The 23,927-nt window shown below is 49.9% G+C and carries 14 protein-coding genes; 4 read left to right on the top strand and 10 right to left on the bottom strand.

Annotated elements, in window-relative coordinates; all coding sequences use genetic code 11:
- Positions 1–8: 8 nt before the first annotated feature.
- Both L1278_RS14570 and sdaAB read right to left on the bottom strand, forming a co-directional pair.
- Positions 9–1,487 carry a TolC family protein gene (locus tag L1278_RS14570; RefSeq protein ID WP_253405680.1) on the bottom strand — a complete coding sequence of 493 codons (1,479 nt, stop codon included), beginning with the start codon at positions 1,485–1,487 and terminating at the stop codon, positions 9–11.
- Positions 1,488–1,501: 14 nt separating this feature from the next.
- Positions 1,502–2,179, bottom strand: coding sequence for an L-serine ammonia-lyase, iron-sulfur-dependent subunit beta (gene sdaAB, locus L1278_RS14565; RefSeq protein WP_253405679.1), 678 nt, complete (start codon positions 2,177–2,179; stop codon positions 1,502–1,504).
- Between the two features lie 346 nt (positions 2,180–2,525).
- Between sdaAB and L1278_RS14560 the strand changes: the two genes are divergently transcribed.
- The 3 genes from L1278_RS14560 to L1278_RS14550 all read left to right on the top strand — a co-directional run bounded on the left by L1278_RS14560 (position 2,526) and on the right by L1278_RS14550 (position 5,746).
- On the top strand, positions 2,526–3,494 hold the full coding sequence (locus tag L1278_RS14560) for a tryptophan 2,3-dioxygenase family protein (protein ID WP_253405678.1): 969 nt from the start codon (positions 2,526–2,528) through the stop codon (positions 3,492–3,494).
- Between the two features lie 221 nt (positions 3,495–3,715).
- A complete protein-coding gene (locus tag L1278_RS14555; protein WP_253405677.1) occupies positions 3,716–5,293 on the top strand; it encodes an NAD(P)/FAD-dependent oxidoreductase in 1,578 nt (525 codons plus the stop codon).
- Between the two features lie 90 nt (positions 5,294–5,383).
- Positions 5,384–5,746 (top strand): CoA-binding protein, encoded by a 363-nt coding sequence (locus tag L1278_RS14550; RefSeq protein ID WP_253405675.1) that lies wholly within the window; start codon positions 5,384–5,386, stop codon positions 5,744–5,746.
- Positions 5,747–5,889: 143 nt separating this feature from the next.
- On the opposite strand, the gene L1278_RS14545 is transcribed toward L1278_RS14550, so the two are convergent.
- On the bottom strand, positions 5,890–8,400 hold the full coding sequence (locus tag L1278_RS14545; RefSeq protein ID WP_253406011.1) for an ABC transporter permease: 2,511 nt from the start codon (positions 8,398–8,400) through the stop codon (positions 5,890–5,892).
- 237 nt (positions 8,401–8,637) lie between these two features.
- Positions 8,638–9,354 (bottom strand): ATP-binding cassette domain-containing protein, encoded by a 717-nt coding sequence (locus L1278_RS14540; protein ID WP_253405673.1) that lies wholly within the window; start codon positions 9,352–9,354, stop codon positions 8,638–8,640.
- Between the two features lie 145 nt (positions 9,355–9,499).
- Here L1278_RS14540 and L1278_RS14535 point away from each other — a divergent pair, with 145 nt between their 5' ends.
- Entirely contained in the window at positions 9,500–10,219 is a 720-nt protein-coding gene (locus L1278_RS14535; protein WP_253405672.1) for an arylesterase, read from the top strand.
- 183 nt (positions 10,220–10,402) lie between these two features.
- Here the strand turns inward: L1278_RS14535 and L1278_RS14530 are convergent, their stop codons facing one another.
- From L1278_RS14530 to L1278_RS14505, 6 genes are all read right to left on the bottom strand, one after another.
- The gene (locus L1278_RS14530; RefSeq protein ID WP_253405670.1) at positions 10,403–11,575 is read right to left on the bottom strand and encodes an efflux RND transporter periplasmic adaptor subunit; all 1,173 of its coding nucleotides are present in this window, start codon (positions 11,573–11,575) and stop codon (positions 10,403–10,405) included.
- A 1-nt stretch (position 11,576) separates the two neighbouring features.
- Positions 11,577–15,974, bottom strand: a complete 4,398-nt coding sequence (locus tag L1278_RS14525; RefSeq protein WP_253405668.1) for a CusA/CzcA family heavy metal efflux RND transporter — start codon at positions 15,972–15,974, stop codon at positions 11,577–11,579.
- Between the two features lie 103 nt (positions 15,975–16,077).
- Positions 16,078–16,401 (bottom strand): DUF6660 family protein, encoded by a 324-nt coding sequence (locus tag L1278_RS14520; RefSeq protein WP_371927364.1) that lies wholly within the window; start codon positions 16,399–16,401, stop codon positions 16,078–16,080.
- Between the two features lie 906 nt (positions 16,402–17,307).
- Entirely contained in the window at positions 17,308–22,650 is a 5,343-nt protein-coding gene (locus L1278_RS14515) for a DUF4082 domain-containing protein (RefSeq protein WP_371927363.1), read from the bottom strand.
- 354 nt (positions 22,651–23,004) lie between these two features.
- Positions 23,005–23,385 carry a hypothetical protein gene (locus tag L1278_RS14510; RefSeq protein ID WP_253405662.1) on the bottom strand — a complete coding sequence of 127 codons (381 nt, stop codon included), beginning with the start codon at positions 23,383–23,385 and terminating at the stop codon, positions 23,005–23,007.
- A 92-nt stretch (positions 23,386–23,477) separates the two neighbouring features.
- A partial coding sequence (locus tag L1278_RS14505; protein ID WP_253405660.1) for a T9SS type A sorting domain-containing protein occupies positions 23,478–23,927 on the bottom strand: 450 nt, incomplete at its 5' end.

The raw sequence follows: 23,927 nt of genomic DNA, 5'->3' as shown, positions 1-23,927 counted from the left end.
ATTTTATATTAGAAAGAGAGGTCTTTGCCCTGGTAGAAATCCAGAACTTTTAGTTTAAAGGTATATTCATATTTAGCTTGTATCAAGCTGGACTGGGCAGAGCGATAAGTGTTCGCTATCACGTTGAAATCTACGGTATTGATCACACCACCCTGGAGCCTTAATTCAGCATTGCGGAAGTTCTTTTCAGAGGCGGTTACCTGCTGACGGGCCGCTGCATAACGACGCTGCGCCGCAAGGGCATCCACATACGCCTGCTCAATCGTCTGGCGCAGGTTGTTTTTAGCAATATCGGCATTGAGCTGGGCATTCTGCTGCTGTAGCTTGGCGCGCTGCACATTGGTGCGTACCTGCAGGCTGTTCAGGATTGGGATTTGAAGCGACACACCTGCCTGCGTGTTCAGGTTATCATCCCACTGGCGGAACATGCCATAGTGCTCATCAATACGGCGTGTTTCCACGTTTTCAAACCACAGCGTCTGAGAGGCGTTGCCTGTTTCGTTTAAGTATACGGTTTGGGGCACACGGCCATTTACTACCCGCTCAATATCTACCAATCTGCGACTGGTACTGGCATATCGGCTTCCTGCACCTGCAAAAAGGCTTAGACGTGGGTAGTAAGCGCCCCGTGCTACACTAAGACCAGTTTCGGCGCTGCGCAACCGCAGCTCTGTTGCACGAATGGCGGGAAGCGTCTGCAAGGCTACATCGTATACCTGGCTTCCATCCACGATCACCGGATTCTCATCAGGCTCCGGAATGTTGGGTATCTCTACCTGAAACTCCTGATTGGTAGGTATATTTAGCAATTGCATTAGAGTCAGTCTGGAAATATCGCGCTGATTCTGTGCTGTGATATGATTCAGTTCGTCTGTTGCCAGTTGCGATTCAAGGTCTAGTACAGAGTTTTCTGCTAGGCTGCCTGCTTTGAAAAGGACACGCGTGCGGCTCAGTTGCTGGTTAGTCAGGTTGCGTTGCAAATCAGACACACGCATTTGCTCGTTGGCAAACAGAATGTTCAGGTAAGCGGTCACGATCTGGATCGTAATGTCGTTTTGAGCAGACAGATACTCCTGCTCACTTGCCTCCAGATTCAGACTATTCTGCTTGATCTGATTCACCTGCTGAAAACCTGAGAACAGCGGCAGCGATGCATTGATCGAGACGTTGGATGTGCGTGCGTTCTGTGTTTGCAGGTTAAATGACACCGGATCCTGGAAGGAACCCGTGTTGAAGCTATAGTTGCCACTTGCGTTGATGCTCGGCAGTCGGGCAGCCCGCGACTGATTCAGATCGGCTCTGTCAAGATCACGATTAAGGCTGCTTTGGCGCACATTCAGGTTGTTTGCTTTGGCATATTCAACTGCTTCCTGCAGCGACCAGATGCCATCGCCCCCTGCTCCTTGCTGCTGTGCCATGGCAGAACCAAAACCGCCTACAGTTAAGCCAAGAGCCAGTAACAGCACTTTGTTTGACATTTTTTTCATAGTATGATTTCTTCTTAGAGATCGATATTCGGTATGTAGATCACATGCTTCACCCAGCTCAACTGCTTCAGGTACTCCAATGTGATGGGCTTAATGCCCGAGTCCATCTCAATGAACTGGCGGGCCATCTCGTTTCTGCCCTTGCGGGACACGTTCATTGTGGCAATGTTGCAGTCATCGTGCGCGATTACAGTAGCGATAAAGGCAATGCTGCCCTTCACGTCATCCGCGTCGATGATGAGGGTATGCAAGTTGGCCGAAAAGCTGGCAGTAAACCCGTCTACCTCCACAATATTGATCACGCCACCTCCCCGGCTCTGCCCGATCACTTCTACCTGGCGGTCTCCTGCCTTCAGATTCAGCTTGATGGTGTTAGGGTGCATGGTAGAGGCATTGCCAACAGAACGGAAGGTATATTTCAGGCCGCGCTCTTTAGCATGGTCAAAAGCCTCCTTGATGCGCTTGTCATCCGTTTTGAAGTCCAGCAGGCCGGCCACGATGGCGCGGTCAGAACCGTGGCCCTCGTAAGTTTGAGCAAAGGAATTATAGAAAGTAATGATGGCCTCTTCGGGAGCAACCCCTAATACCCGTATCGCCGCGCGCGCAATGCGCACGACACCAGCGGTATGGGAGCTTGAAGGACCAATCATGATGGGACCTATCATATCAAAGACACTGCTTTTTTCTGCCATGGAGATAGAGCGGGTAAATATCGTAAAACCCAAATTTAACAAATAAGGCTAATGATAACATTTTTTCGCCGTTATATTCTCTGGATTTCTACCAACAGTCAGATTTACTCTATTAAAAGAGTCATTAAGACCATTAACTTTCGATTGTATTAGTTTAATCCACAGGATTCCTGTACACAGGATGTTCGTAACACACAGAAGGTTGCCTGCGAGTCGTGGATTTATTTCCCTTGATTTATGTTTTGAAGATAGAGCGCGATAAAAATTTGCTTGATGCCGGAATCTATGCGATTGTTTTACTTTATTTGTAAGCTAATGGCGACTCATCAACCCCCATCTGTATACCATGGAGCAACAACCTTTTAAGCCGGAAGTGCTGGAGCAGCTCAGAAGACTGGAAGCCAAGTACGTGCCGCTCGGGCAGGACCTGGCTGCCTATCTGGAAGGGCTTTACTACACAGACTACCTCAACTACTGGGACTACATTCACCTGGATACTTTGTTGAGTCTGCAGAATCCGCGCACGTCTATACCTGATGAAAAGATATTCATCATGTATCACCAGATCACGGAGCTGTACTTTAAGCTCTGTCTGGAAGAATACAGACAAATAGGTGAAGATAAGGAGCTTATAGGTGATGTGCTCCTGAAACGCTTGAAGCGCATCAACCGCTATTTCGAAAACCTGATCGACTCATTTGATGTGATGGTGGACGGCATGGATCCGAAACAATTCCTGCAGTTTAGAATGGCACTAATGCCGGCCAGCGGTTTCCAGTCGGTACAGTACCGGATGATCGAGATCGCCTCTACGGAATTACGCAACCTGACTGATAAAGAGAAACGCAAAGCGCTGGGATTGCAGAGTACTCATGAAGAAATGATGGGCTGCATTTATTGGAAAGAAGGCGCTACAGAAGTTTCATCCGGTACCAAGACCCTCACCCTGATCCGTTTTGAGGAAAAGTACACCCAACAGCTGATTCAGTTTGCAAGGCAGTATCAGGACATGAACGTTTGGTCTGCCTACAAGCGTTTGTCTGAAGAGGAACAGCAAAACCCACGACTCATTCGTCAGTTGCGTGAACTGGACAGCAACGTGAACGTGAACTGGCCGCTGATGCACTACAAATCGGCCGTTCGCTACCTGCAGCGCGATCCGGAAGTGATCGCCGCTACCGGGGGCACGAACTGGCAGAAGTATCTGCCTCCAAAATTCCAGAAGCGCATCTTCTACCCTGAGGTATGGAACGAAGAAGAACTCGAAAGCTGGGGCAAAGGCTGGGTAGAGAAAGTGCTGAATGGGGATGTTTAGGATTTTTGAATGATTGATTGAGTGAATGAGTGATTTAAAAATGGTTGAATTGTTTAATGGGTTGATTGCTGGTCAGTTTGCATTTACTTTTTACCTGTCAATGTAAAGTGTCAGCTTTCTCTTTATATACTACTCAATCAAAAATAATAAAAATCACTCATTCACTAACTCACTCTACCACTCAATTAAAACTTTAAGGATAACTACCTTACTAATTGTAAATGAATAAGAAAGAAGTTGAAGTCGTGTTATCGCCGGAAGTGGCTTACAACGACGAACTGTTGGAGCGTGAGCTTATTGTAAGTGCCGGTCTCAAGCCGGATGATGTCAAACACATCCACCGTATCAAGCGCTCTATAGATGCGCGCGGTCGCCAGGTTTTGCTCCGTGTACGGGCCGATCTATACCTGGATACCCCTCCTGCCGATATCCTTTCGGCCAGGTATACTTATCCGGATGTCAGCTCAGCCAAAAAGGTCATCATTGTGGGCGCGGGTCCTGCGGGTTTGTTTGCAGCTCTGCGCTGCATTGAACTGGGATTAAAGCCTATCGTGTTGGAGCGCGGCAAAGATGTCCGTTCCCGCCGTCGTGACCTGGCCGCCATCAACAAAGACCACATAGTAAATCCTGATTCGAACTACTGTTTTGGCGAAGGCGGTGCCGGTACATACTCCGATGGCAAGCTATATACCCGCTCCAAAAAACGCGGCGATCTGCAGCGTATCCTTGAGATTTTTGTGCAGCACGGCGCTACCCGCGACATCCTGTTCGATGCGCACCCGCATATCGGTACTAACAAACTGCCCCGCATTATCTCCGCTATCCGCGAAAGCATAGTAGCTGCCGGCGGTGAAGTACTGTTTGACACGCGCTTGACTGATTTTATACTGGAGCATAATGAGATGAAAGGCGTTGTAACCCAGGATGGTCAGGAATATACCGGTGAAGCCGTGATTCTGGCAACTGGCCACAGTGCCCGTGATATTTTTGAGTTGTTGCACCACAAAGGCATCACCATCGAAGCTAAGCCTTTTGCCATGGGCGTGCGTGTGGAGCACCAGCAGAAACTGATCGACAGCATCCAGTACAAGTGCGAGGACCGTGGTTGCTGGCTTCCGGCCTCTTCGTACGCGCTGGTGCACCAAACGGTATACGACAACAAACAGCGTGGCATTTTTTCGTTCTGCATGTGTCCGGGCGGCTTTATCGTGCCCTCGGCTACGGCTCCCGGCGAGGTGGTGGTGAATGGCATGTCGCCGAGCCGCCGCGACTCTAAGTTTGCCAACTCAGGTATAGTCGTGGCGATTGAGTTGGAAGACATGGAGTTGGACAAGTACGGTCCGCTTGCCGGACTGCGGATGCAGGAAGCGCTGGAGCGCAAAGCCTGCGAAATGGCCGGTGGCACCCAAAAAGCCCCCGCCCAGCTCCTTCTCGACTTCACCCGTCAGAAAACCGGCGGCGCTTTATTGGAAACATCTTATCAGCCTGGTCTCACGCCTGTAGATATGAACGAACTGTTCTCACCAGCCATGGCCTATCGCCTGCGGGAAGGATTCAAGGCCTTTGGCAATAAAATGCGCGGCTACCTTTCGAACGACGCGCAGATCATAGGAGTAGAAAGCCGCACCTCTTCCCCGGTTCGTATACCGCGTGACCGTGAGACAATGGAACACGTGCAGATCAAAAACCTATACCCTTGCGCAGAAGGCGCGGGATATGCAGGTGGAATTGCGTCGGCTGCCATGGATGGGGAGCGCTGCGCCGAGAAGATTGCGGCCAAAGTGCTGCGACAGGTATAGCCGATGATATTGTATTCGGTTTATACCTGCTTGCGCTGTAACGTTTCTGTGCTGATCAGGGTTAAATAGTTAGATCAACATATCTGAACCATGAAAAAGACACTTGTACTGGGTGCTACCGATAACTCTTCCCGCTTTGCCTACAAGGCCATTCACCGATTGCAACAACACGGACATGAGGTGGTGCCAGTGGGCATCCGCAAAGGAGAAGTTGGCGGGCAGCCCATTATCACGGATAAAGAACAGAAAATTGAAGGGGTTGACACGGTGACACTTTATGTAGGACCGCAAAACCAGCCGACCTGGTACGATTACATTATTTCGCTTCAGCCGAAACGCATCATCTTCAACCCGGGTACGGAAAACCGTGAATTGGAGCAAATGGCGGAGGATGCAGGTATAGAAACCATGCACCACTGCACGCTGGTGATGCTGGCTTCCAGCACCTATTAAATTTTTCCGGAATTTTTACTTGGGAGCTGCAACCTCCCAAAAAGCCGGGCGTATAAACCAATATAATCAAAGTTTGCAGATGGCATTTGTTGTCTATGCGAATTTTAGAAAAAGGGATCTTTCAAGAGATCCCTTTTTTGTTTTTACGCCTCACGCCGCAGTACTTCCAAAGGCGGCCTGTTAAGCACGCCGCGGCTATTGAGCAAGCCCACCGCTACAGTCAACAAAGTAACTACCACGAAAATAATCAGTAGCGGCCAGAGCACTGGCACAAACTCCATTTCAAAGCTGAATACTGCCAAGGCCCACGCAGCTCCGAAGGCAATGACACAGCCTACAGCGGCGGCCAGTATACCTAGCATGGCGTATTCCATCAGTGTTATACCCAGAATCTGTTTTTTGTTAGCGCCCAGTGTGCGCAAAAGCACGCTCTCCTGCACCCGCTGGAATTTGCTGACATTGACAGAGCCCACCAGTACCAGCAATCCGGTGAAAATGCTAAAAAGCGCCATGAATTGAATCACAAAAGAGATCTGGCTAACGACTTCTTCCAACGTACGCAGGATCAGGTCGAGGCCGATGGCGGATACGTTCGGAAAAGCCTCTACGACACGGCGTTGGAACTGCGCGGCCTGTTGCTCATTGTCACTGCGGGTCATCAGCACATGGAATTGCGGCGCCTCCTCCAGCACGCCCTTCGGGAAAAGCATCTGGAAGTTGGTCTGCACCCGGTTCCAGTCCACGCGGCGTATGTGGGCTACACGTGCAGGTATAGTCGCTCCCTGTACATTGTAAACCAGAGAGTCTCCTACTTTCACCTTGATGCGTTCTGCGTACCCTTCTTCCAGCGAGACAGGCACTTTGTCGCCAGCTTTATACTGTCCTTCGCTCCACTCACCGGCTTCCGTCTTCTCAGAATCACTTAAATGGTCGCGGTAGGTTACCCGGTATTCTCGTGTGAAGTTCCTCGGCCTGATTTCCAAAGTTGTGTCTTTGCGCACATCCGCCAGGGTCAGGTTATTGATTTGTTCCAGCCTTACCGTCACAATCGGGTCGAAGTACAGTATCGGTAGCCCTTCTTCTTTGGTTAAGTTGGCTACCTGGTCCCGCTGACTGTTTTGGATATCAAAGAGTACCAGGTTGGGCTGGTTCTCAGTGCCGGAGAGCGACACCTCGCTCAGCAAAGTGCGTTGCACCATGAAGAGCGTACCGATCAGTGCCGTGCCCAGACCAATCGATACCATCAGCAACAAAGTTTGGTTGTTTGGGCGGTATAGGTTTGCCAGGCCCTGGCGCCACACGTAGCCCCAGTGGGTCGGGAAAAAGCGTTTAACGGTCCAGGACAGGCCTTTGGCGAGCAATGCCAGCACCAGGAAGGCCGCAATGACACCTCCTGTAAAATAGAGCGCCTGCCACCAGGTGCCTAATTGCCAACGCGAGAAGACTACAATAAAGCCAAGCAGCAAACCATAAACTGCCCAGCGAAGTGCGTCTTTCTGGTTGGTCAAATGTTCTACGGTGGCCCGCAGCGTAATCAGTGGCGATACCTGTCGGATGCTTAGTAATGGCAACAGTGCAAAGAGCACTGATACCACTACTCCCATTAGCACGCCTTGTGTAGCGGCGGCCGGTGAGAAGTAAGCGTCCACACTGACAGGTAGGAAGGTTTTGAACAGCTCCGGCAGAATCAGTTGCACGACACTGCCCAGAGCCGCGCCGGCTATACCTCCTATCAAGCCCATACCAATTACCTGGAAAAGGTATACCAGGAAAGCCTGTTTGCCGCTCATACCCAGACAGCGCAGAATGCCGATGGTTGCCAGTTTGTCGCGCATGTACACGTGCACGGCGCTGGCCACGCCCACGCAGCCCAATAGCAACGCCACAAACCCGACAAGTGCCAGAAAACGGGCTAGTTCATCATAAGAGCGCCCCATGCTCGCTTTCCGTGTTTCCACGGTGTCGTAGAACATGCCAAGTTCCTCAAAACGTGGGTCCAACTTATTGCCCAGTGTATCCGGCTGCACGGCTTCGTTTAGATCGTAGTAATAGTAATACGAAACCCGGCTGCCGCGCTGAATAAGGCCGGTTTCCGGCAGGTATTGTCTGGGAATGTACACCACGGGCGCTACGGCAGCGGTCATGGCTGTTTGACCAGGTATGCGGTGAAGCGCCCCTTCTATAGCAAATGTCACAGCGCCAACCCTAATCGAGTCTCCGATCTGGGCTTCGTACTGCAACATCAGGTTATAGTCTACGAGTGCGCGTTTGTCTTCCCGAAAACTGCGGCTGGCCTCTACCGGGTTGGTCTCGATGGCTCCGAAGTAAGGAAACTCACCCTCCAGTGCCCGCACCTGCACCAGACGGGTATCATTGCTTTTCACAAAATAGACCATCGACATCATGCGGTTCTCGTCAGAGCGTTTACCCAGTGTGCTCACGGAGTCAATGATAGCCAGGGAAAGGGAGTCGGGCTCTTTGTTCATGCCCATCACCAGATCAGCCCCGATCAGGGTCTTGGCTTTCTCGTCGATGGCTAACTGCAGACTGTCCCGGAATGAGTTGATGGCGACCAAGGCGGCTATACCTAGCACAATCGATGAAAGGAACAGCAACAGCCTGCCCCGGCTGCGACGGGTATCGCGCCAGGCCATTTTCAGGAGCCAGGGTATATTCAGTTTTGGTCTATCCGGATTAGGCTTATTGTCAGACAAGGTATACTTGATGTTTAGTGAGATAAGTATTTATGAACCTGTTGCTTATGATTAATTAGGCAAAAGAGTACTTAGACAAAGGCAAAGGCGTGAAGAGTATAAAACCTGTTGTTGCATTTTCTGTAAACTTCGGCCTCTATCATCTTTTGTCAAAGAATTCTTGTGTCAGGAGTCTACTCAGAGGCTGGAGTCTTCCGGCTGATGCACTGTTTCAGCAGTCCTCGTGTCGGACACCACATGTCCGCCTTTGATGCGGATGATGCGCTGCGTCTTTTCGGCCAGTTCCAGGTCGTGGGTCACGAGCACCAGCGTGGTACCGGCTTCGCGGTTCAACTCAAACAGGAGTTTCTCCACTTTATCACCGGTTTCCTCATCCAGGTTACCCGTTGGCTCATCGGCAAAAAGAATGGTAGGTCGGTTCGAAAAAGCCCTTGCCAGCGACACGCGCTGTTGTTCTCCCCCTGATAATTGAGTCGGATAGTGGTCGTGGCGTTCGGCTAGGCCTACACGAGCCAGCAAGTCCATGGCTTCGCGTTGCACGTTTCGCTCTCCGCGCAGTTCCAGCGGTACCATCACGTTTTCGAGCGCTGTGAGCGTAGGTATGAGCTGAAAATTCTGAAAAATAAAGCCCACGTATTGGTTGCGAACCTGTGCCCGTGCATCTTCGCTCAGGTTGTCGAGCTGCACGCCGTTGAGGATGACGGAGCCGCTACTAGCCCGGTCGAGTCCGGCGCACAGACCCAGCAAGGTCGTTTTGCCGCTTCCGGATGGTCCTACAATAGCGCAGGTGTCACCAGCTTGCAGTTTAAAGTTGATGCCCTCGAGCACGGTCAGGTGACGGTCGCCGCTGTCGTAGGTTTTCTTCAGGTTATTGATTTCTAGTATAGTAGACACGTAGCTTGTGTTTTTTGAAATTAAACGACAGGTATAGCACTACAGGTATAGAAGTACGCTGTGCTATTCCCGAACCTAATAACTTATAGAGGTCGTTATAGGTTTTAAGATTGATAAAACTAAATTTAGGAAAAAAATCAGGTACATGAATAATAAGAGTAAGTATATCCCCCTTTTTCTAGCTTTCTACCTTACCCTGCCAGGCTGCGAACAGGCAACCACCACAGAGCAGGTAGCAACGGAACAACAGGTACAGAATGACTCAATCACGACAGCCGAAGCCCCGAAAAATGAGCGCATCAAGACCATCGTGTTTTTCGGTAACAGCCTCACCGCCGGCTATGGATTGGAGCCCGACCAGGCCTTCCCTGCCCTTCTTCAGGAGCGCATCGATTCGCTGGGTCTGCCTTATAAGGCCGTAAATGCCGGACTGAGCGGCGAAACCTCCGCCGGTGGCAAAAGCCGTATTGACTGGTTATTGAAACAACCGATCGATGTGTTTGTGCTGGAACTGGGCGCTAACGACGGCTTGAGAGGTATAGATCCGGCTTCGACCTATGATAACCTCGGTACGATCATCGACAAGGTGCGTGAACAGAATCCGGATGCGGAAATCATCCTGGCAGGTATGCAGATGCCGCCAAGCATGGGGCAGCGCTTTACGAAAGAGTTCGAGCAGGTATACACCCGACTGGCGGAAGATAAAGATGTGGTGCTTATACCTTTCCTGCTGGAAGGCGTGGCCGGTGACCGGGCATTGAATCAGGGTGATGGCATTCACCCGACTATAGAGGGACAACGCATTCTGGCGGACAATGTATGGACGGTGCTGGAGCCAATATTAGTGGCCAATAGAGCGTCCTAAGGCACTTTTTAAAAAATAATTAATTTATTTTCAAATATTTGTAACCAAATACAACCTCTGCCACGTATAAAAGCATGGCTAAAAGTTGAAAGTTTAATTAATAATTAATCCTTTCAAAAAATAACAGCGCTGGTCCCTTTATTGGAGCCAGCGCTGTATTTTTTTAGATCAATGCTATACCTGTTATTCTTCTGCTACTTCCGATTTCATCTTCTCGGCCAGGACATAATAGGCACCTTTCGTGATAATCTGTGCTGTTTCAGGAAGCGCTTTCAAAGGTTTCACTTCCATAAAACCACTCTCGGCTATACCTGTCTCCACTTCCTGCATCCGGAATGTGGTAGGCCCCTCTTTTACAAACACGTAGTGCTTGCCTTTGTAGCGCACTACTGACTCTTCGGGTAATGCAGGCAGCTCCTGCTTTCCAGCCAAAATCTGTGCATTGACATACATGCCTGGCAGCAGGTTGACATTTTGGTTATTCTCCAGATCGGCATGTACCGTTACCATGCGGGAATCGCCCTCAAATGCCCTTCCCAAAGCAAATATCTCTGCTTCCAGCGGCTCTCCTGCCACGTTTGGTAAGGTAAACAGCACCTTTTGCCCTTCTTTCATCTTATTGAAGTCACGCTCAAACACGCTGAGTTCCAGGTGCAAGTGACGGTTGTCCACGATCTCAAACATTTGCTGACCTGGCTGCGCATAGGAGCCCATGTTCACGTTGATGACCCGCACATAACCGCTGATAGGCGAAGTAATGGCGAAGGACGAGGTGATCTGTCCCGCTTCCACGTTCTTCGGGGAAACGCCCATGGCAGTGAGATGGGTAGCAAGTGCCTTGAGGCGAGCCCGCTGTACCTGCACATCCGACTCAGCCTGTTCGAAACGCTTGCGGGAACCCACTTGCTCTTCGCTCAGCGTGCGCTGTCGTTCGTAGTCCTGTTCGGCAAAGCGCAGCTGGTTGCGGGTAGTCAGGTACTCTTCCTGCAGCTTGATCAGCTCCGGGTTCTGGATGGTAGCCAGCACTTTCCCTTTCTGAATGTACGCTCCTTCTTTGACAGGTATACTGCGCACCACGCCACCCATTAAAGGGTTGATACTGGCTATGTTTTGCGGTGGCAGTTGAAGTTGACCGTTAGCTGTGATACGGGCCGATAGCGGCTTGTTCTCAATTGATCCCAATTCAATGTTGCCTACTTTTTGCTGCTCTTCCGAAAAGGTAACAACAAAGGGTGATGAGCTTGCGGTCACTTCCGTTGTGGCGGTCTCCGTTTCTTCGGCAGGTGCCTGCTTAGAGCATGCCGCCAGACTGATAAGTCCGCAAAGGGTGATGATTCTGATTTTATATGCTGTCATGTTATTCGATTCCTGCTGTGAATTCTAAACTGATAATGGTTTGATTGTAGTCGCGTAGCGCGTTGAGGTAATTACTGCGCAATTGGTAAGCCTGGTCCAGCGCCTGTACATACTCCACGTAGTCGATGTCGCCAGTCTGGAAGCTGAGCTCAGCCGCCTTGTTCATCTGATTGGCCTGGCGCAAGGCGCCCTGCTCAAAGAAAGCCAGGGTATTGCTATGCTTCTGAAGTTCCTGCGCCAGATTTTGCAGTTCCGTCAAGAGCAGTTGCTGCTGGTAGCGTACCTGGCTCTTCACGGCCTCCTCGTTCATTTTAGCCGCCTTAATGCGCGATCGTTGCGCACCAAACCAAAGCGGAACGGCTATACCTACTTCATAACCCGTGAAGCGGTCGCCAGCGCCATACACTCTGTTGGGATTGTCACGCGGAGCCTCTCCTCTAAAGGTCTGATTGAAGTAGCCTAACGTAAAGTCTGGTAGGATACGCGATTGCTCCAGTTGTTTCTGCCTTTCGGCTACCTGCGTGGCGCTTTGCAAAAAGGCCAGGTATGGATTAGCCGCCAGGGCTGTGCTATCGGCTTGCAGGAGCAGTTCCCGCTTGCTTAATCGTTCTTCAGCAAACTGAAGCGGCTCCTGTGCCTGCAGGAGTTGTTGAAGACGACGCTCCGCAATTTGCTGATCTGCCTGTGCCTGCTGCAGCTCTGTTTTTATACCCAGGCTGCGGGTTTCGGCGGTTGCCTGTTCCAGGTAACCTGTCTCCCCTGTCTGGAAACGAATGGTTGCGGCCCTGGTGAAACGACCGTACAGGCTATCCTGCTGCTGGAGCAGGCGAAGGCGTTCGTTCTGGTATTGCAGTAGGTACCAGGCAAGCTTAACATCCCGGATCAGCTCCCGCTCCACTATCTGCTTTTGCGCCTCGGCCTGTTGGATGGTGGCGTCTGCCAGTTTGGCCTGGTCGCGGTAAACCGTCGGGAATGCGAAATGCTGGGATGCGGAAATGTACTCGTCCTGGTTGGTGGTGTTGATTTGCCCGCGACTATAGGAAAGGTTAGTCTTCGGGAGGTCGGTGGCCGCCCCGCGCAAAGCTTGTTCACGCTCCACGCTATAAGCAGCGCTCTTCAGGCCCAGGTTATGCTCACGGGCATAATTGATACTTTGCTCCAGATTCAAAGGAGCCTGTGCAGATTGCGCCATACCCTGGCCGGCGAACAACACACCGCTTGCAAGCAGCAACAATGTGATGAAGTGTGCTCGTACAGTTTTGCGGTGAACCTCTTCTTCAGCGGGTTTTTCATTGGAAGAGAAAACATAGTAAAGCACCGGCAGCACCACAAGCGTCAGCAAAGTGGAGGTAAACAAACCTCCGATCACTACCGTTGCCAGCGGGCGCTGCACCTCTGCTCCGGCAGAACCGGATAGCGCCATTGGCAGGAAGCCCAACGCCGCTACGGAGGCCGTCATCAGCACGGGTCGAAGGCGTACGCTGGTGCCTAGCAGCACTCGTTCGTATGCATCGGTCATCCCTTCCCGCTTGAGTTGGTTGAAGTAACCGATCAGTACGATGCCGTTTAGCACCGCCACCCCAAACAGCGCGATAAAACCTACGCCAGCCGAGATACTGAAAGGCATGTCGCGCAACCAGAGCGCAAAAATTCCGCCGATGGCTGATAAAGGTATAGCAGTGAAAATGAGTAGACTTTGCTTCACGGACTTAAAGGCAAAGTATAAGAGCAATAGGATCAGCAGCAGGGCGGCAGGAACCGCAACAGACAATCGTTGCTTGGCATGCACCAGGTTCTCAAACTGACCGCCGTATGTAATGAAATAGCCCGCCGGAAGCGGCAGTTCGCGGTCCAATTTTTCCTGTATTTCCGACACAATCGACTCCACATCGCGCTCGCGCACATTGAAGCCCACCACAATGCGGCGACGGCCATCCTCACGGGAAATCTGCATCGGACCTTCTTCAAACTTAATGTCGGCTACTTGCTGAAGCGGTATTTGTCCGCCCTGTGGCAGTGACACAAACAGGTCTTCGATATCATTCAGGTCGTTGCGGGAACCGCCTTCCATGCGCACAACCAGGTCGAAGCGGCGGTCACCTTCGTAAATGGCCCCGGCTGTCTGTCCGGCAAAGGCTGTGCGAAGCACCGCGTTCACGTCCGCCACCTGCAGACCGTACTGCGACATGCGGGCGCGGTTGTAGCTTACAACAATCTGTGGCAGACCGGTTACTTCCTCCACGTAAATGTCTTGCACACCTTCTACGGGGGCAATCAGTTTGTCAACTTGTCCAGCCAGATCAGAAAGCTGGTCCAGGTCCTCCCCAAAAATCTTGATGGCCACATCCTGTCGGGCTCCGGTCATCAACTCATTAAAACGTAACTGGATCGGTTGCTGGAAGCCGTAGTTTACGCCCGGTAGCACTTTCAGGGCCTCGTCCATTTTGGCGGCAAGTTCCTGACGCGTGCTCGCGCTGGTCCATTCGTCTTTATCTTTGAGCAGGATCATCACGTCAGCTGCCTCAATGGGCATCGGGTCGGTAGGAATCTCAGCAGTTCCTATTTTGCCGATCACTTCCGTTACCTCCGGGAATTGGGTCAACAGAATTTCGCTGGCTTTAGTGGTTGTCTCGATTGTCTGGCTGAGTGAGGCACCGGGTACCAGTCGCAGGTCCATGGCAAAGTCACCTTCCTCCAGATCAGGAAGAAATTCGCCACCCATGCGGCTGAACACAAATAGGCTGAATGCAAAAAGAATCAGGGCTGCTCCGATGACGATTGCCTTGCTACGCAGGGCGAACGTGATCACGGGACGGTATACTCGCTCCAGAAAACCCATTAGCCTGTCAGAAATGTTTGGTTTGTGCTTGGTGGTCTTGCTTAACACCAGCGTCGAAACCATCGGCACATAAGTCAATGACAGGATAAAAGCCCCCAGAATGGCAAAGCTTACGGTCTGTGCCATCGGCTTAAACATTTTCCCTTCTATGCCTACCAGTGCCATGATCGGCAGGTATACGATCAAGATGATGAGCATCCCGAAGGCAGCGGAGTTCATGATGTTGGAAGCTGCATCCTTTACCTCCAGGTCCATTTCGCGCTGCGTCAGACGGCGGAGTGGCAGGTCCTTGTTCTTAACGACAATGAAGTGCAGCACGCCCTCCACTATGATCACAGCTCCGTCCACGATCAAACCAAAGTCAATGGCTCCCAAACTCATCAGGTTACCTGACACGCCGAACACATTCATCATACCCAACGCGAAAAGCATTGATAAAGGTATAACAGAGGCTACCACGAGTCCTGCCCGCAGGTTGCCCAGCAAAAGCACCAGCACGAAAATCACGATCAGGCCGCCTTCGATCAGGTTGGTGGCCACCGTATTTATTGCCTTACTCACCAGATCGCTTCGATCCAGGTATGCTTCTATTATGATGCCTTCCGGCAACGAGGACTGGATGCTGGCTACTTTGTCCTGCACGTTTTTGATCACCTCAGAAGAACTGGCGCCTTTTAGCATCAACACAATACCGCCCACTACTTCTCCTTCGGTATTTCGGGTCAGGGCACCGTAGCGCACTGGATGGCCATACTGGACCTTGGCCACGTCGCGCACTAGTACGGGCAGGCCGTTTCGGTTGGATACGACGATCTGCTCAATATCCTCCAGCGTACTAACCAGCCCTAGACCACGGATGAAGAAAGCGTTCTGGTTTTTCTCGATGTAAGCTGCGCCGGTGTTTTCGTTATTCTGCTCCAGTGCCCCGATCACGTCGGTCACAGTCAGGTTCATGCTACGGAGGCTTGCCGGGTTTACGGCCACTTCATACTCCTTCAGAAAGCCGCCGAAGCTACTTACATCCGCCACGCCTGGCGTCCCAAGCAGTTGCCGCCGCACGATCCAGTCCTGGATGGTGCGAAGCTCTGTCGGACTGTACTTTTTCCCACTTTCAGGATCGGTCACCAGCACATACTGGTAGATCTCGCCCAGGCCGGTTGTAACGGGGGCCAGTTCAGGCGTGCCCATGTCCTGTGGGATCTGCCGTGCAGCGTCGCCCAGGCGCTCCGTTATCATTTGCCTGGCCAGGTACTGGTCGACCTCGTCCTTAAACACGACCGTGATCACTGAAAGCCCGAAACGCGATACAGAGCGCATTTCAACTACATCCGGCACGTTGGCGAGCGCCATTTCAATGGGGGTAGTAATGAAGCGCTCCACTTCCTGGGCGGCTAGTGTGGGTGAAGAGGTGACCACCTGCACCTGGTTGTTGGTGATGTCGGGAACGGCGTCTACAGGCAACTGTGTCAGGGAATAGGTTCCCCAGACGATCAATGCCAGCACCATCAGCCCGATCACCAGTTTGTTGTGTATCGAAAAATCGATGATCTTATTAAACATGGTAAGCTTGATTTTAAATCAATGGAATAGATATGCAGCAAAACCGCAGGCGCTGTTTCGGGCCTGTGGAAATACTTTCACTGCATTTAAATTGAGTTTATGATCAGTCTACCAGCCGCGGCGGATGCCACCAGGCAGAGGCGATCTTGATTTCGCCTAACTCCGGGTAGATGAGTGGTTTGGTCTGAGGAATGACAGCTACACGGAAAAGAATATGTTCCGGTTCTACTGCAACCGTAAAAGTAGCACAACAGCCACAGCTACAAAAAAGCGGGCACGTGTCTTCGTGAAAGGGTGATTCGCCGGTGGTGTCGGCAACGTCGATCAGGTTGGGATGATGCTCGTGGCTGTCCATGATCTTATCTGTGCACGGCAGGCAGGCCGTCCATAACAGGAATAGGGAAAATAAGATGGCCACGAGTTTCATTTATACAAATATAAGCCATTCTATTTTAAACAGGTCCCAATAGCCTTAATTCAGAATTATTCTTGAGAAACTGAAATTAGTTCTTTTTTAATTTCTTTCGAGAAGAGCAAAATGTTTAGCAAGCTGTAAACTGTTCCTTAAAGAAGATTCAATATTTTGAACAACTCAAAAAATAAATAGCTCAGGAGCACAGAACTTTTAAATTCTTCTGTGCTTCTGAGCTAGTACACAACTGATGCTAAGAAATTTGCTTATCTAGCTTTATCGCATAATTATTATTGCTGAGCTTTTATAAATAGGTGAAGTAATACGTTATTCTGACTCACTTATAATTATTTAATGTGCAAGAGCTTTGTGCTATTTATGTTACTTTGAGTTTTCAGTTTTAAAATAAACCATCCTTTAGCAATCTACCTGGCAGCGATTTTTATTGCATTATTGCTGCTCCCATTTGCCTCCATGCAGCCTGATCGGAAAAAGCGTCCATGAACGACACTTCAGGTCGAAGAAGCAGAGTATTTCCAGATGGTTGCGAAATGGAAATATACGTTGCCTTTGGAATCTAAACAGTAAAAGTAATCTTTAACAAAAAGTGTTCTCCCTCCATACCTAGCACGAATGACTAATGCCCCTGCTTGGTGAAGGTACTTTGCAGGAGACACCACAGCCCCTGTGGTTATGAATGGAAGTTCTCTTGGCAATTTCGAGATGCCTGATTCCTAAAGATCCTCGTAAGCGACGAGAATGCCACTGCTGTCCGGGCGGAATAATGTATCAAGATAAGAAGCTGATAAAATAGAGCAGCTCTATATAACTGTCATCACAGAGAATCTAGAGTTATAGTTGTAACTCTATTGTATCCGCAAAGTCACGACACTCTACTCTGGCATTCCTAACAAATCGCTCTTATCTATTAATTACAATTGTCTGAGTCAAGGTATGGCTTTTGCTTTGAAGCCGGAAGGTATAGACACCGTATGGAAGACTTGGTGAAAACTTTAAATCTTCCGTGAAACCTCCGTCTACATCGGTTTTCATGTTGAAGCTAGCCACCTTACTGCCTACGCTACTAAATAATGTTAATGTAAAATCCTCTGAGTTACCCAACCCAGTCACCTCTACCTGCACCCCCTCTCCTAATGATGGGTTAGGAAACACATGCATTGCAGGCTGGTTCTTATCTTCTGAGAGATTACCGGCAGGACGAGAATTTGTACTCAAGGCACTAGCGCTGGTAGAAGACTGTGTTTGATTGGTAAAAGCATTTGAAGTATTGAAAACAACATCCACCCAATAGTTGCTGGATGCGTAATTGCTGTTGGGGAAAGCAGGGCTATTGGTGTAGCGATAGATACCATTGGCCTCATTCGCATCATTTCGAAGTCCGGTGAGGGATCCATTTACTACGGCCTGACTAAAGCCGAAGTCATCTACAGAATAATATCCGGCACTGCTATGATAGGAAATTACGTAAGTTGTACCTGCTGTGATGGCCACTGGAGACGCAAAGGAAGCCTCCTGCCAACCAGAAGCCGTCTCATTGGCGAAGGTAACTGAGGCCATGAGAGTGCCGGTAATGCTATAAAGTTGCCCTGTATGGGTGCCACTATTACCGCTCTGTTTATAGAACCGTATACCTGTGACGAAACCTTCAGCGCTTGATTGGAATTTCATCCCTAACTGTAGAGCATTCCCATCGTTCTGCAGGCTACCATTTGGTGCTGAATTAGGTTGAAACACTGTGCAGGGACAATCTGAGGTGGCGGCATTGACCGTTACACTCACTATTGCAGAGGTTGTTACTGCTCCTGAGTTGTCAGTCGCCCTTGCCGACAAAGTATAATTCCCAGCAACTACGTTTCTCCATGCAAAACTATAGGGACTAGCTAAATCTTCACCGAGTTTTGTTACCCCATTATAGAACTCTACTTTGGTAACGGTGCCATCCTGGTCTGAAGCAGTGGCTGCAATGGCGATAGATCCAGGTGCTGTGAAGGTGGCATTATTGGCTGGTGAAGTGATAGTAATTGTAGGTGGTACATTGGCAGGGGAATTTACATTAATCGTTATTGCGGCTGAGGTTGTAAAAGCTCCACCATTGTCAGTTGCCCTCGCTGTGATTTCATAGCTTCCTGCCGTCACTCCTGTCCAGGTATAGGTATAGGGGCTCGTGAAATCCTCCCCTAACTTTGTACTTCCGCTATAAAACTCTACCTTTTCTATACTGCCGTCTGTATCAGAGGCACTGGCTGCAAGGGCGATAGTGGCAGGAACTGTGAAGGTAGCGTTGTTGGCTGGTGAGGTTATAGCCACTGTCGGTGCTTGATTCGCAGCATTGACAGCTATGCTTACTGGGCTTGATGTAGTGACACCCCCTGAGTTATCCGTTGCCTTCGCCGACAACTGATGCGTACCCGCTGCCACATTCTGCCATGAATAGCTCCAGCCATTTCCTCCATCAACATCCTCTCCCAGCTTCGTTACCCCGTAAAAGAACTCTACCTTCGTAATTGTGCCATCGGAATCAGATGCCGCTGCAGCAATAGTAACAGAGGCAGGCGCCGTGAAGGTGGCGTTGTTAGCCGGAGAAGTGATTGAAACGGTTGGCAACTGGTTGGCGGGCGGTGAATCTGTGTTGAAGACTACGTCTACCCAATAATTGCTGGATTGGAAACCAACCGATGGAAAAGCAGGTGAGTTAGTATACCTGTATACACCATTTACGCCGCTTTCTCCGTTAACCAACGCCCGAAGTGGCCCATTTACAACTGCCTGACTGAAATAATTATAGTCTGAAGTGTAGTTTCCTGCACTACTGTGGTAGGAAACAACATAAGTGGTACCAGCGGTAACAGCTACAGGTGAGGCAAAGGTAGCCTGTTGCCACCCTGAAGTGGTCTCATTTCTAAAGGTGATGGAAGCCAGTAAGGTTCCGTTGCTGGTGTGGAGCTGCCCTGTATGGGTGCCCGTGTTGCCTGTATATTTGTAGAAGCGCACTCCTGTCACAAGTCCATTCACAGTACTTCGGAATTTCATACCTACCTGTATTGCCCGCCCGTCGTTCTTTAGATTGCTTACAGGTATAGCAGTAGGTTGGAACACGGTACAAGGACAACCTGACGGAGCCGGACTTACTGTGACGTTTACAGCTGCCGAGGTGGTAACTGCATCGGTATTATCAGTTGCTCTGGCCGTAATTTGGTAACTTCCAGCCGCTACATTGCCCCAGGTATAGGAGTATGGACTCGACAAATCCTCGCCTAGTTTTGTTTCCCCTCTGAAGAACTCCACCCGGGTCACAGAGCCGTCGGTGTCAGACGCGGTGGCAGCTATGGTGATGGTAGCAGGTGCTTTGAACGTGGCACTGTTGGCCGGCGAGTTAAGGCTCACCACTGGTGCTTGATTGTTTGAAGTAACGGTAATATTGATTACAGTAGAAGTAGCAGTAGCTCCACCACTGTCAGTCACCCTCGCAGTAAGTTGGTAAGTACCCGGTGCTACACTATTCCAGGTATAGGTATAAGGACTGGTAAGGTCTTCTCCCAGCTTGGTCGTACCTTGGTAAAACTCCACCTTACTCACTGTTCCATCTGCGTCAGAGGCCGAAGAAGCCATACTGATAGTAGCGGGAGCTGTAAAGGAGGCATTGTTAGCAGGTGATGTCAGAGAAACAGTGGGTGCTTGGTTTGTGGCTGCGTTCATGACAATTGCCACAGTGCCCGAAGTGGTTGTAGCGCCTGCATTATCAGTGGCTCTGGCAGTGAGCTGGTAAGTTCCCGCAGGAACATTATTCCAAGCAAAGCTCCAGCCATTGCTGCCATCAGCATCCTCCCCCAACTTAGTCGGGCTATTGAAAAACTCCACTCTTGCTATACTTCCATCAGAATCAGAGGCAGAGGCTGCTATGGCGACGGAAGCGGGAGCTGTAAAGGAGGCATTGTTAGCCGGTGAGGTAATCGAGACTACAGGTGGCTGGTTACCCGGTGAGGACGCCGTGTTGAATACCACGTCCACCCAATAGTTGCTCGCCGAGAAGCTACTTGTCGGGAAGGCTGGTGCTGCTGTGTAACTGTATACGCCGTTTGCTCCATCCGTGCCGCTCTGTAGGCCGGTCAGAGGACCATTGATAATTGCCTGATTGAAACCATTATCGTCAGCGGAATAGTTACCTGCGCTGCTGTGGTAGGAGATAATATACGTAGTGCCTGCCGTAACTGCCACAGGTGAAGCAAAATTTGCTTGCTGCCAACCAGTGGATGTTTCGTTGCTGAAGGTTACTGTGGCGAGCAAAGAGCCAGTGCTACTGTAAAGCTGGCCCGTGTGGGTACCCGTGTTACTGATCTGCTTATAGAAGCGCACACCTGTAACAAATCCATTGGTCGAGGCGCGGAATTTCATCCCAAGCTGCAGCGCTTGTCCGTCATTCTGAAGCGCTCCTGTTGGAGCACTCGCAGTTGGAAATACAGAACATGGGCAAGCCACAGGTGTAGTTGTTCCTCCAATCGATACATTGACAACAGCAGGTGAGCTCAAATTTCCAGAGTCATCAAACGCTCTGCTCCTAATCGAAGCAGGGCCCGAGCCACTAAGGGTCCAGTTGAGTGACCAACTTGTAGTGCCAGTCGCCAAGCGCCATGTGGCGCCACCGTCTGTTGATACCTCCACACCAGCTACAGTATTGGCATCTGCAGCAGTACCACGTATCGTTATGGCGACTCCATTTGCTAAGTTTGTCCCCTCAGCGGGTGATGTTATAACGGTGGTAGGAGCTTGGGTATCAGTTGAAGCAGTAGCAGCCACCATGCCGGGCCTAGGGGTACCAGGCTGCACACTCATGTCTGCAAACAAATTTATGGTAGCTTGTTGCAGCGCCACACTTGGGGCTGCACTTCCCCTGTCATGGTTGCTGTCCAGCCCCCATGAGTATTGTACGGTACCAGCACCAAACACAAGTGCCCCGCTACTATGCTTGTAGAGTGACAAGTGATGCGTTTTGCCGTTTATTATGGTCCTTGAAAGTATGATTCTACCGCTTGGGTACGTTGACCTGTATTGTTCTTGTTCAGAGTTCCACTCGTAACCTATGATTCCGTTGGTTAAGGTTGCTGTTTGACTGCTACCAAGTGATGCTATACTCGTGTTTCGCCAAAAACGCAGGTTGCTGTAGGTGCTGGGCACTTGGAGTGCTGCAGTGTTTTCTTCCCAACTGATTTGACCTGTCAGCTCATTTTCAGGGTTGCAACCGTCTACTAATTGGTCCCCTGTTCTATACTCACATCCACTGCGCCATAGCCCAGTCCATTCCGGGCTAGGGTCACATTTGCCGGTACAGGTATTTTCACCAGCTCCACCTTCTTTATAGCATACCAGCGTACGGTGAGATTTCCCGCTTCCGTCAATGCTATTTTCCCAACGCGTCTTCCAGTACACTTCATTCCCACTGAAAAATGCGAGGTGTGTACCTGCGTTGCGGGCTGCTGTTACATGAGCCCGTTGTACGCCTGACCAATATTCGTCGTGCCCTACTGATAAGAATACTTTATGATTTTTGATGAGATTACCTCGGCGATCACTGTCAACATTCGTTGTGTACGTCACGTCATACCCATTGGCTTCCAACCATCTTATCATTGGGTACTCTGCATTGAAAAGCCAGTCTTCCTGAGGACCGCCACCGCCGCCGCCATTCCGTGTGATAAATGGCCTGTTATAGCTCACTTTAACGGCCTTGCCTCCTGAACCAGTATAAAGGCTTTTTCCATTGTTGTTATCTCCATATATGTTATAGGCCTGCCAGGTAGCATCAGCGGTTTGGAAAAACAAATCAGAACTGCTGTCGTCCTTTCTAACAATGAAGGTTATATGACTTGAGCCGCCCGTGTCTGTCCTGGTCAGTTTGGCAATGTATATACCTGACACCGCTGTGTTAGGTATAGCCCAGCTTGCAGACTCCGCCCAATTGCCACAGTCTACTAAACCAGTAGATGAATTAGTGAGACAATTTGGCTGGCTTTGTGGTAAAGCAGCCGTAACTGTAGCATTTCCCTGGAACCTGGCTCCGTTGCCTTGGTAGTAACCCAATCGGTATACACGAATGGTATAAGCTCTTGCGTTGGTCTTTATTTTGAACCGGGCTGTTTCCCCTATATTATAACTGATGTCTGTTGCATACCCTTGGATAGATAAATCGCCAGCCCCACTGATTTGCCATTCAGAAGACGGATTTCCAGCCTTCGCATTTTCAACCACAATGGAGTTTTGTGCTGAGACTTCTAATATGTTTATGCTGCAGATTAGAGACAAAAAGAGACATTTCAGTGTGACTGACCAAAAGCTACCTTTGAAGAAACTCCCATCAACACTTTTGGATAAACCTTGTCTGTGATAAGATTTTCCAGCCAGCTTTTGGCTTACGAGATTAGCGTTGCATTTCATTTGTCTCTATTTCAAAAATTTTGGAGCATAAGCATAAGTTTTGCATTAAACATCGAATTCTACAGTCAGAACCGACCGCCTCACTTTCCTGGAAATTGAATCATCTGGCCACTGTTTCAGATAAACCATACAACAGCGCGATAGACATATATGGGTTTACAATAAGTCTTATTTAGCTTTCTGTAAAATAAAGGGCTTCCATTGGGGCATCCGTTTTTCATCTAGAATAGTGACCACCAAGCCCCGTATATCATTTGGGAACTCTATTTCATGTTCTTTACCATCTCCTGAAAAGCTCCGCTCCGCTTCCCCTACCTGCACTGTGTAAGTAGTAGGTGCCGCATCTGCCTTGTCCTTCTTGATAGAGAACTTCCTTACTTTATCAGGCAACGTAACGTGTTCAGGAACTTTATCTGTTGGAGATCTGGCGGCTCCAATCTTCAGGTTAACAGACTCAGGAACATTGCCCTTCTGCACCTTTACAGTGAATTCCTGTGAAAAAGAGATGTATGGAAGAGCGATGAATAGAGTTATAAAGAGTAGTTTCATGATAGTGCTTGTTTAGTATATGCGTCTGATTTAAAATCTAAAGAAAGAGTACTGGGACCGGTATAGTGTTATTCCAGTCCCAGTAGGAAGAATTACCTTTCAACTATGAGTCTGGTAGTAATAGCACCGCTATCTGTCTGAAGCCTAATCAGGTAGAGACCTTTCGCTAATCTGGAGCCATTAATCTCTACTGCGTTGCGCACTCCGGCTTCGGCTCGTCCCTGCTTCAGAACCTTTACCAAGGCTCCTTTTGAATCATATAGATTTAGTGTATACTCCCCATTTTGAAGAAGCGTGAAGTTTATGTTAGCCTTGTCCGAGAACGGGTTAGGGTAAACGAGCAATCCTTCACTCTCTACTCCCTCTATCGCTTGCAGTGTATTTACTAAGTTTGCAGCAATACCTGTAGAAGTGAAAGTAAAGGAGATGGTCCTCGGGGCGCCCGGTGTGCCGGTGCCGTTGGCGCCCGAGTAGGGGGTGGCCCGGAGGGTGTAGGTGCCGGTGGCCGGCGGGTTCCAGTTGCCGTAGTAGTAGTTGCCGTT

The sequence above is a fragment of the Pontibacter sp. HSC-36F09 genome (genome assembly GCF_024171605.1).
Lineage (GTDB): Bacteria > Bacteroidota > Bacteroidia > Cytophagales > Hymenobacteraceae > Pontibacter.
The sequence above is the reverse complement of the archived record's forward strand: the minus strand, read 5'-3'. Positions and strand labels throughout refer to the sequence as shown.

Coding starts and splice junctions, on each gene's coding strand:
- L1278_RS14570 (WP_253405680.1), bottom strand. CDS start 1,487: ATGAAAAAAATGTCAAACAAAGTGCTGTTACTGGCTCTTGGCTTAACT.
- sdaAB (WP_253405679.1), bottom strand. CDS start 2,179: ATGGCAGAAAAAAGCAGTGTCTTTGATATGATAGGTCCCATCATGATT.
- L1278_RS14560 (WP_253405678.1), top strand. CDS start 2,526: ATGGAGCAACAACCTTTTAAGCCGGAAGTGCTGGAGCAGCTCAGAAGA.
- L1278_RS14555 (WP_253405677.1), top strand. CDS start 3,716: ATGAATAAGAAAGAAGTTGAAGTCGTGTTATCGCCGGAAGTGGCTTAC.
- L1278_RS14550 (WP_253405675.1), top strand. CDS start 5,384: ATGAAAAAGACACTTGTACTGGGTGCTACCGATAACTCTTCCCGCTTT.
- L1278_RS14545 (WP_253406011.1), bottom strand. CDS start 8,400: ATGGCCTGGCGCGATACCCGTCGCAGCCGGGGCAGGCTGTTGCTGTTC.
- L1278_RS14535 (WP_253405672.1), top strand. CDS start 9,500: ATGAATAATAAGAGTAAGTATATCCCCCTTTTTCTAGCTTTCTACCTT.
- L1278_RS14530 (WP_253405670.1), bottom strand. CDS start 11,575: ATGACAGCATATAAAATCAGAATCATCACCCTTTGCGGACTTATCAGT.
- L1278_RS14525 (WP_253405668.1), bottom strand. CDS start 15,974: ATGTTTAATAAGATCATCGATTTTTCGATACACAACAAACTGGTGATC.
- L1278_RS14520 (WP_371927364.1), bottom strand. CDS start 16,401: ATGAAACTCGTGGCCATCTTATTTTCCCTATTCCTGTTATGGACGGCC.
- L1278_RS14510 (WP_253405662.1), bottom strand. CDS start 23,385: ATGAAACTACTCTTTATAACTCTATTCATCGCTCTTCCATACATCTCT.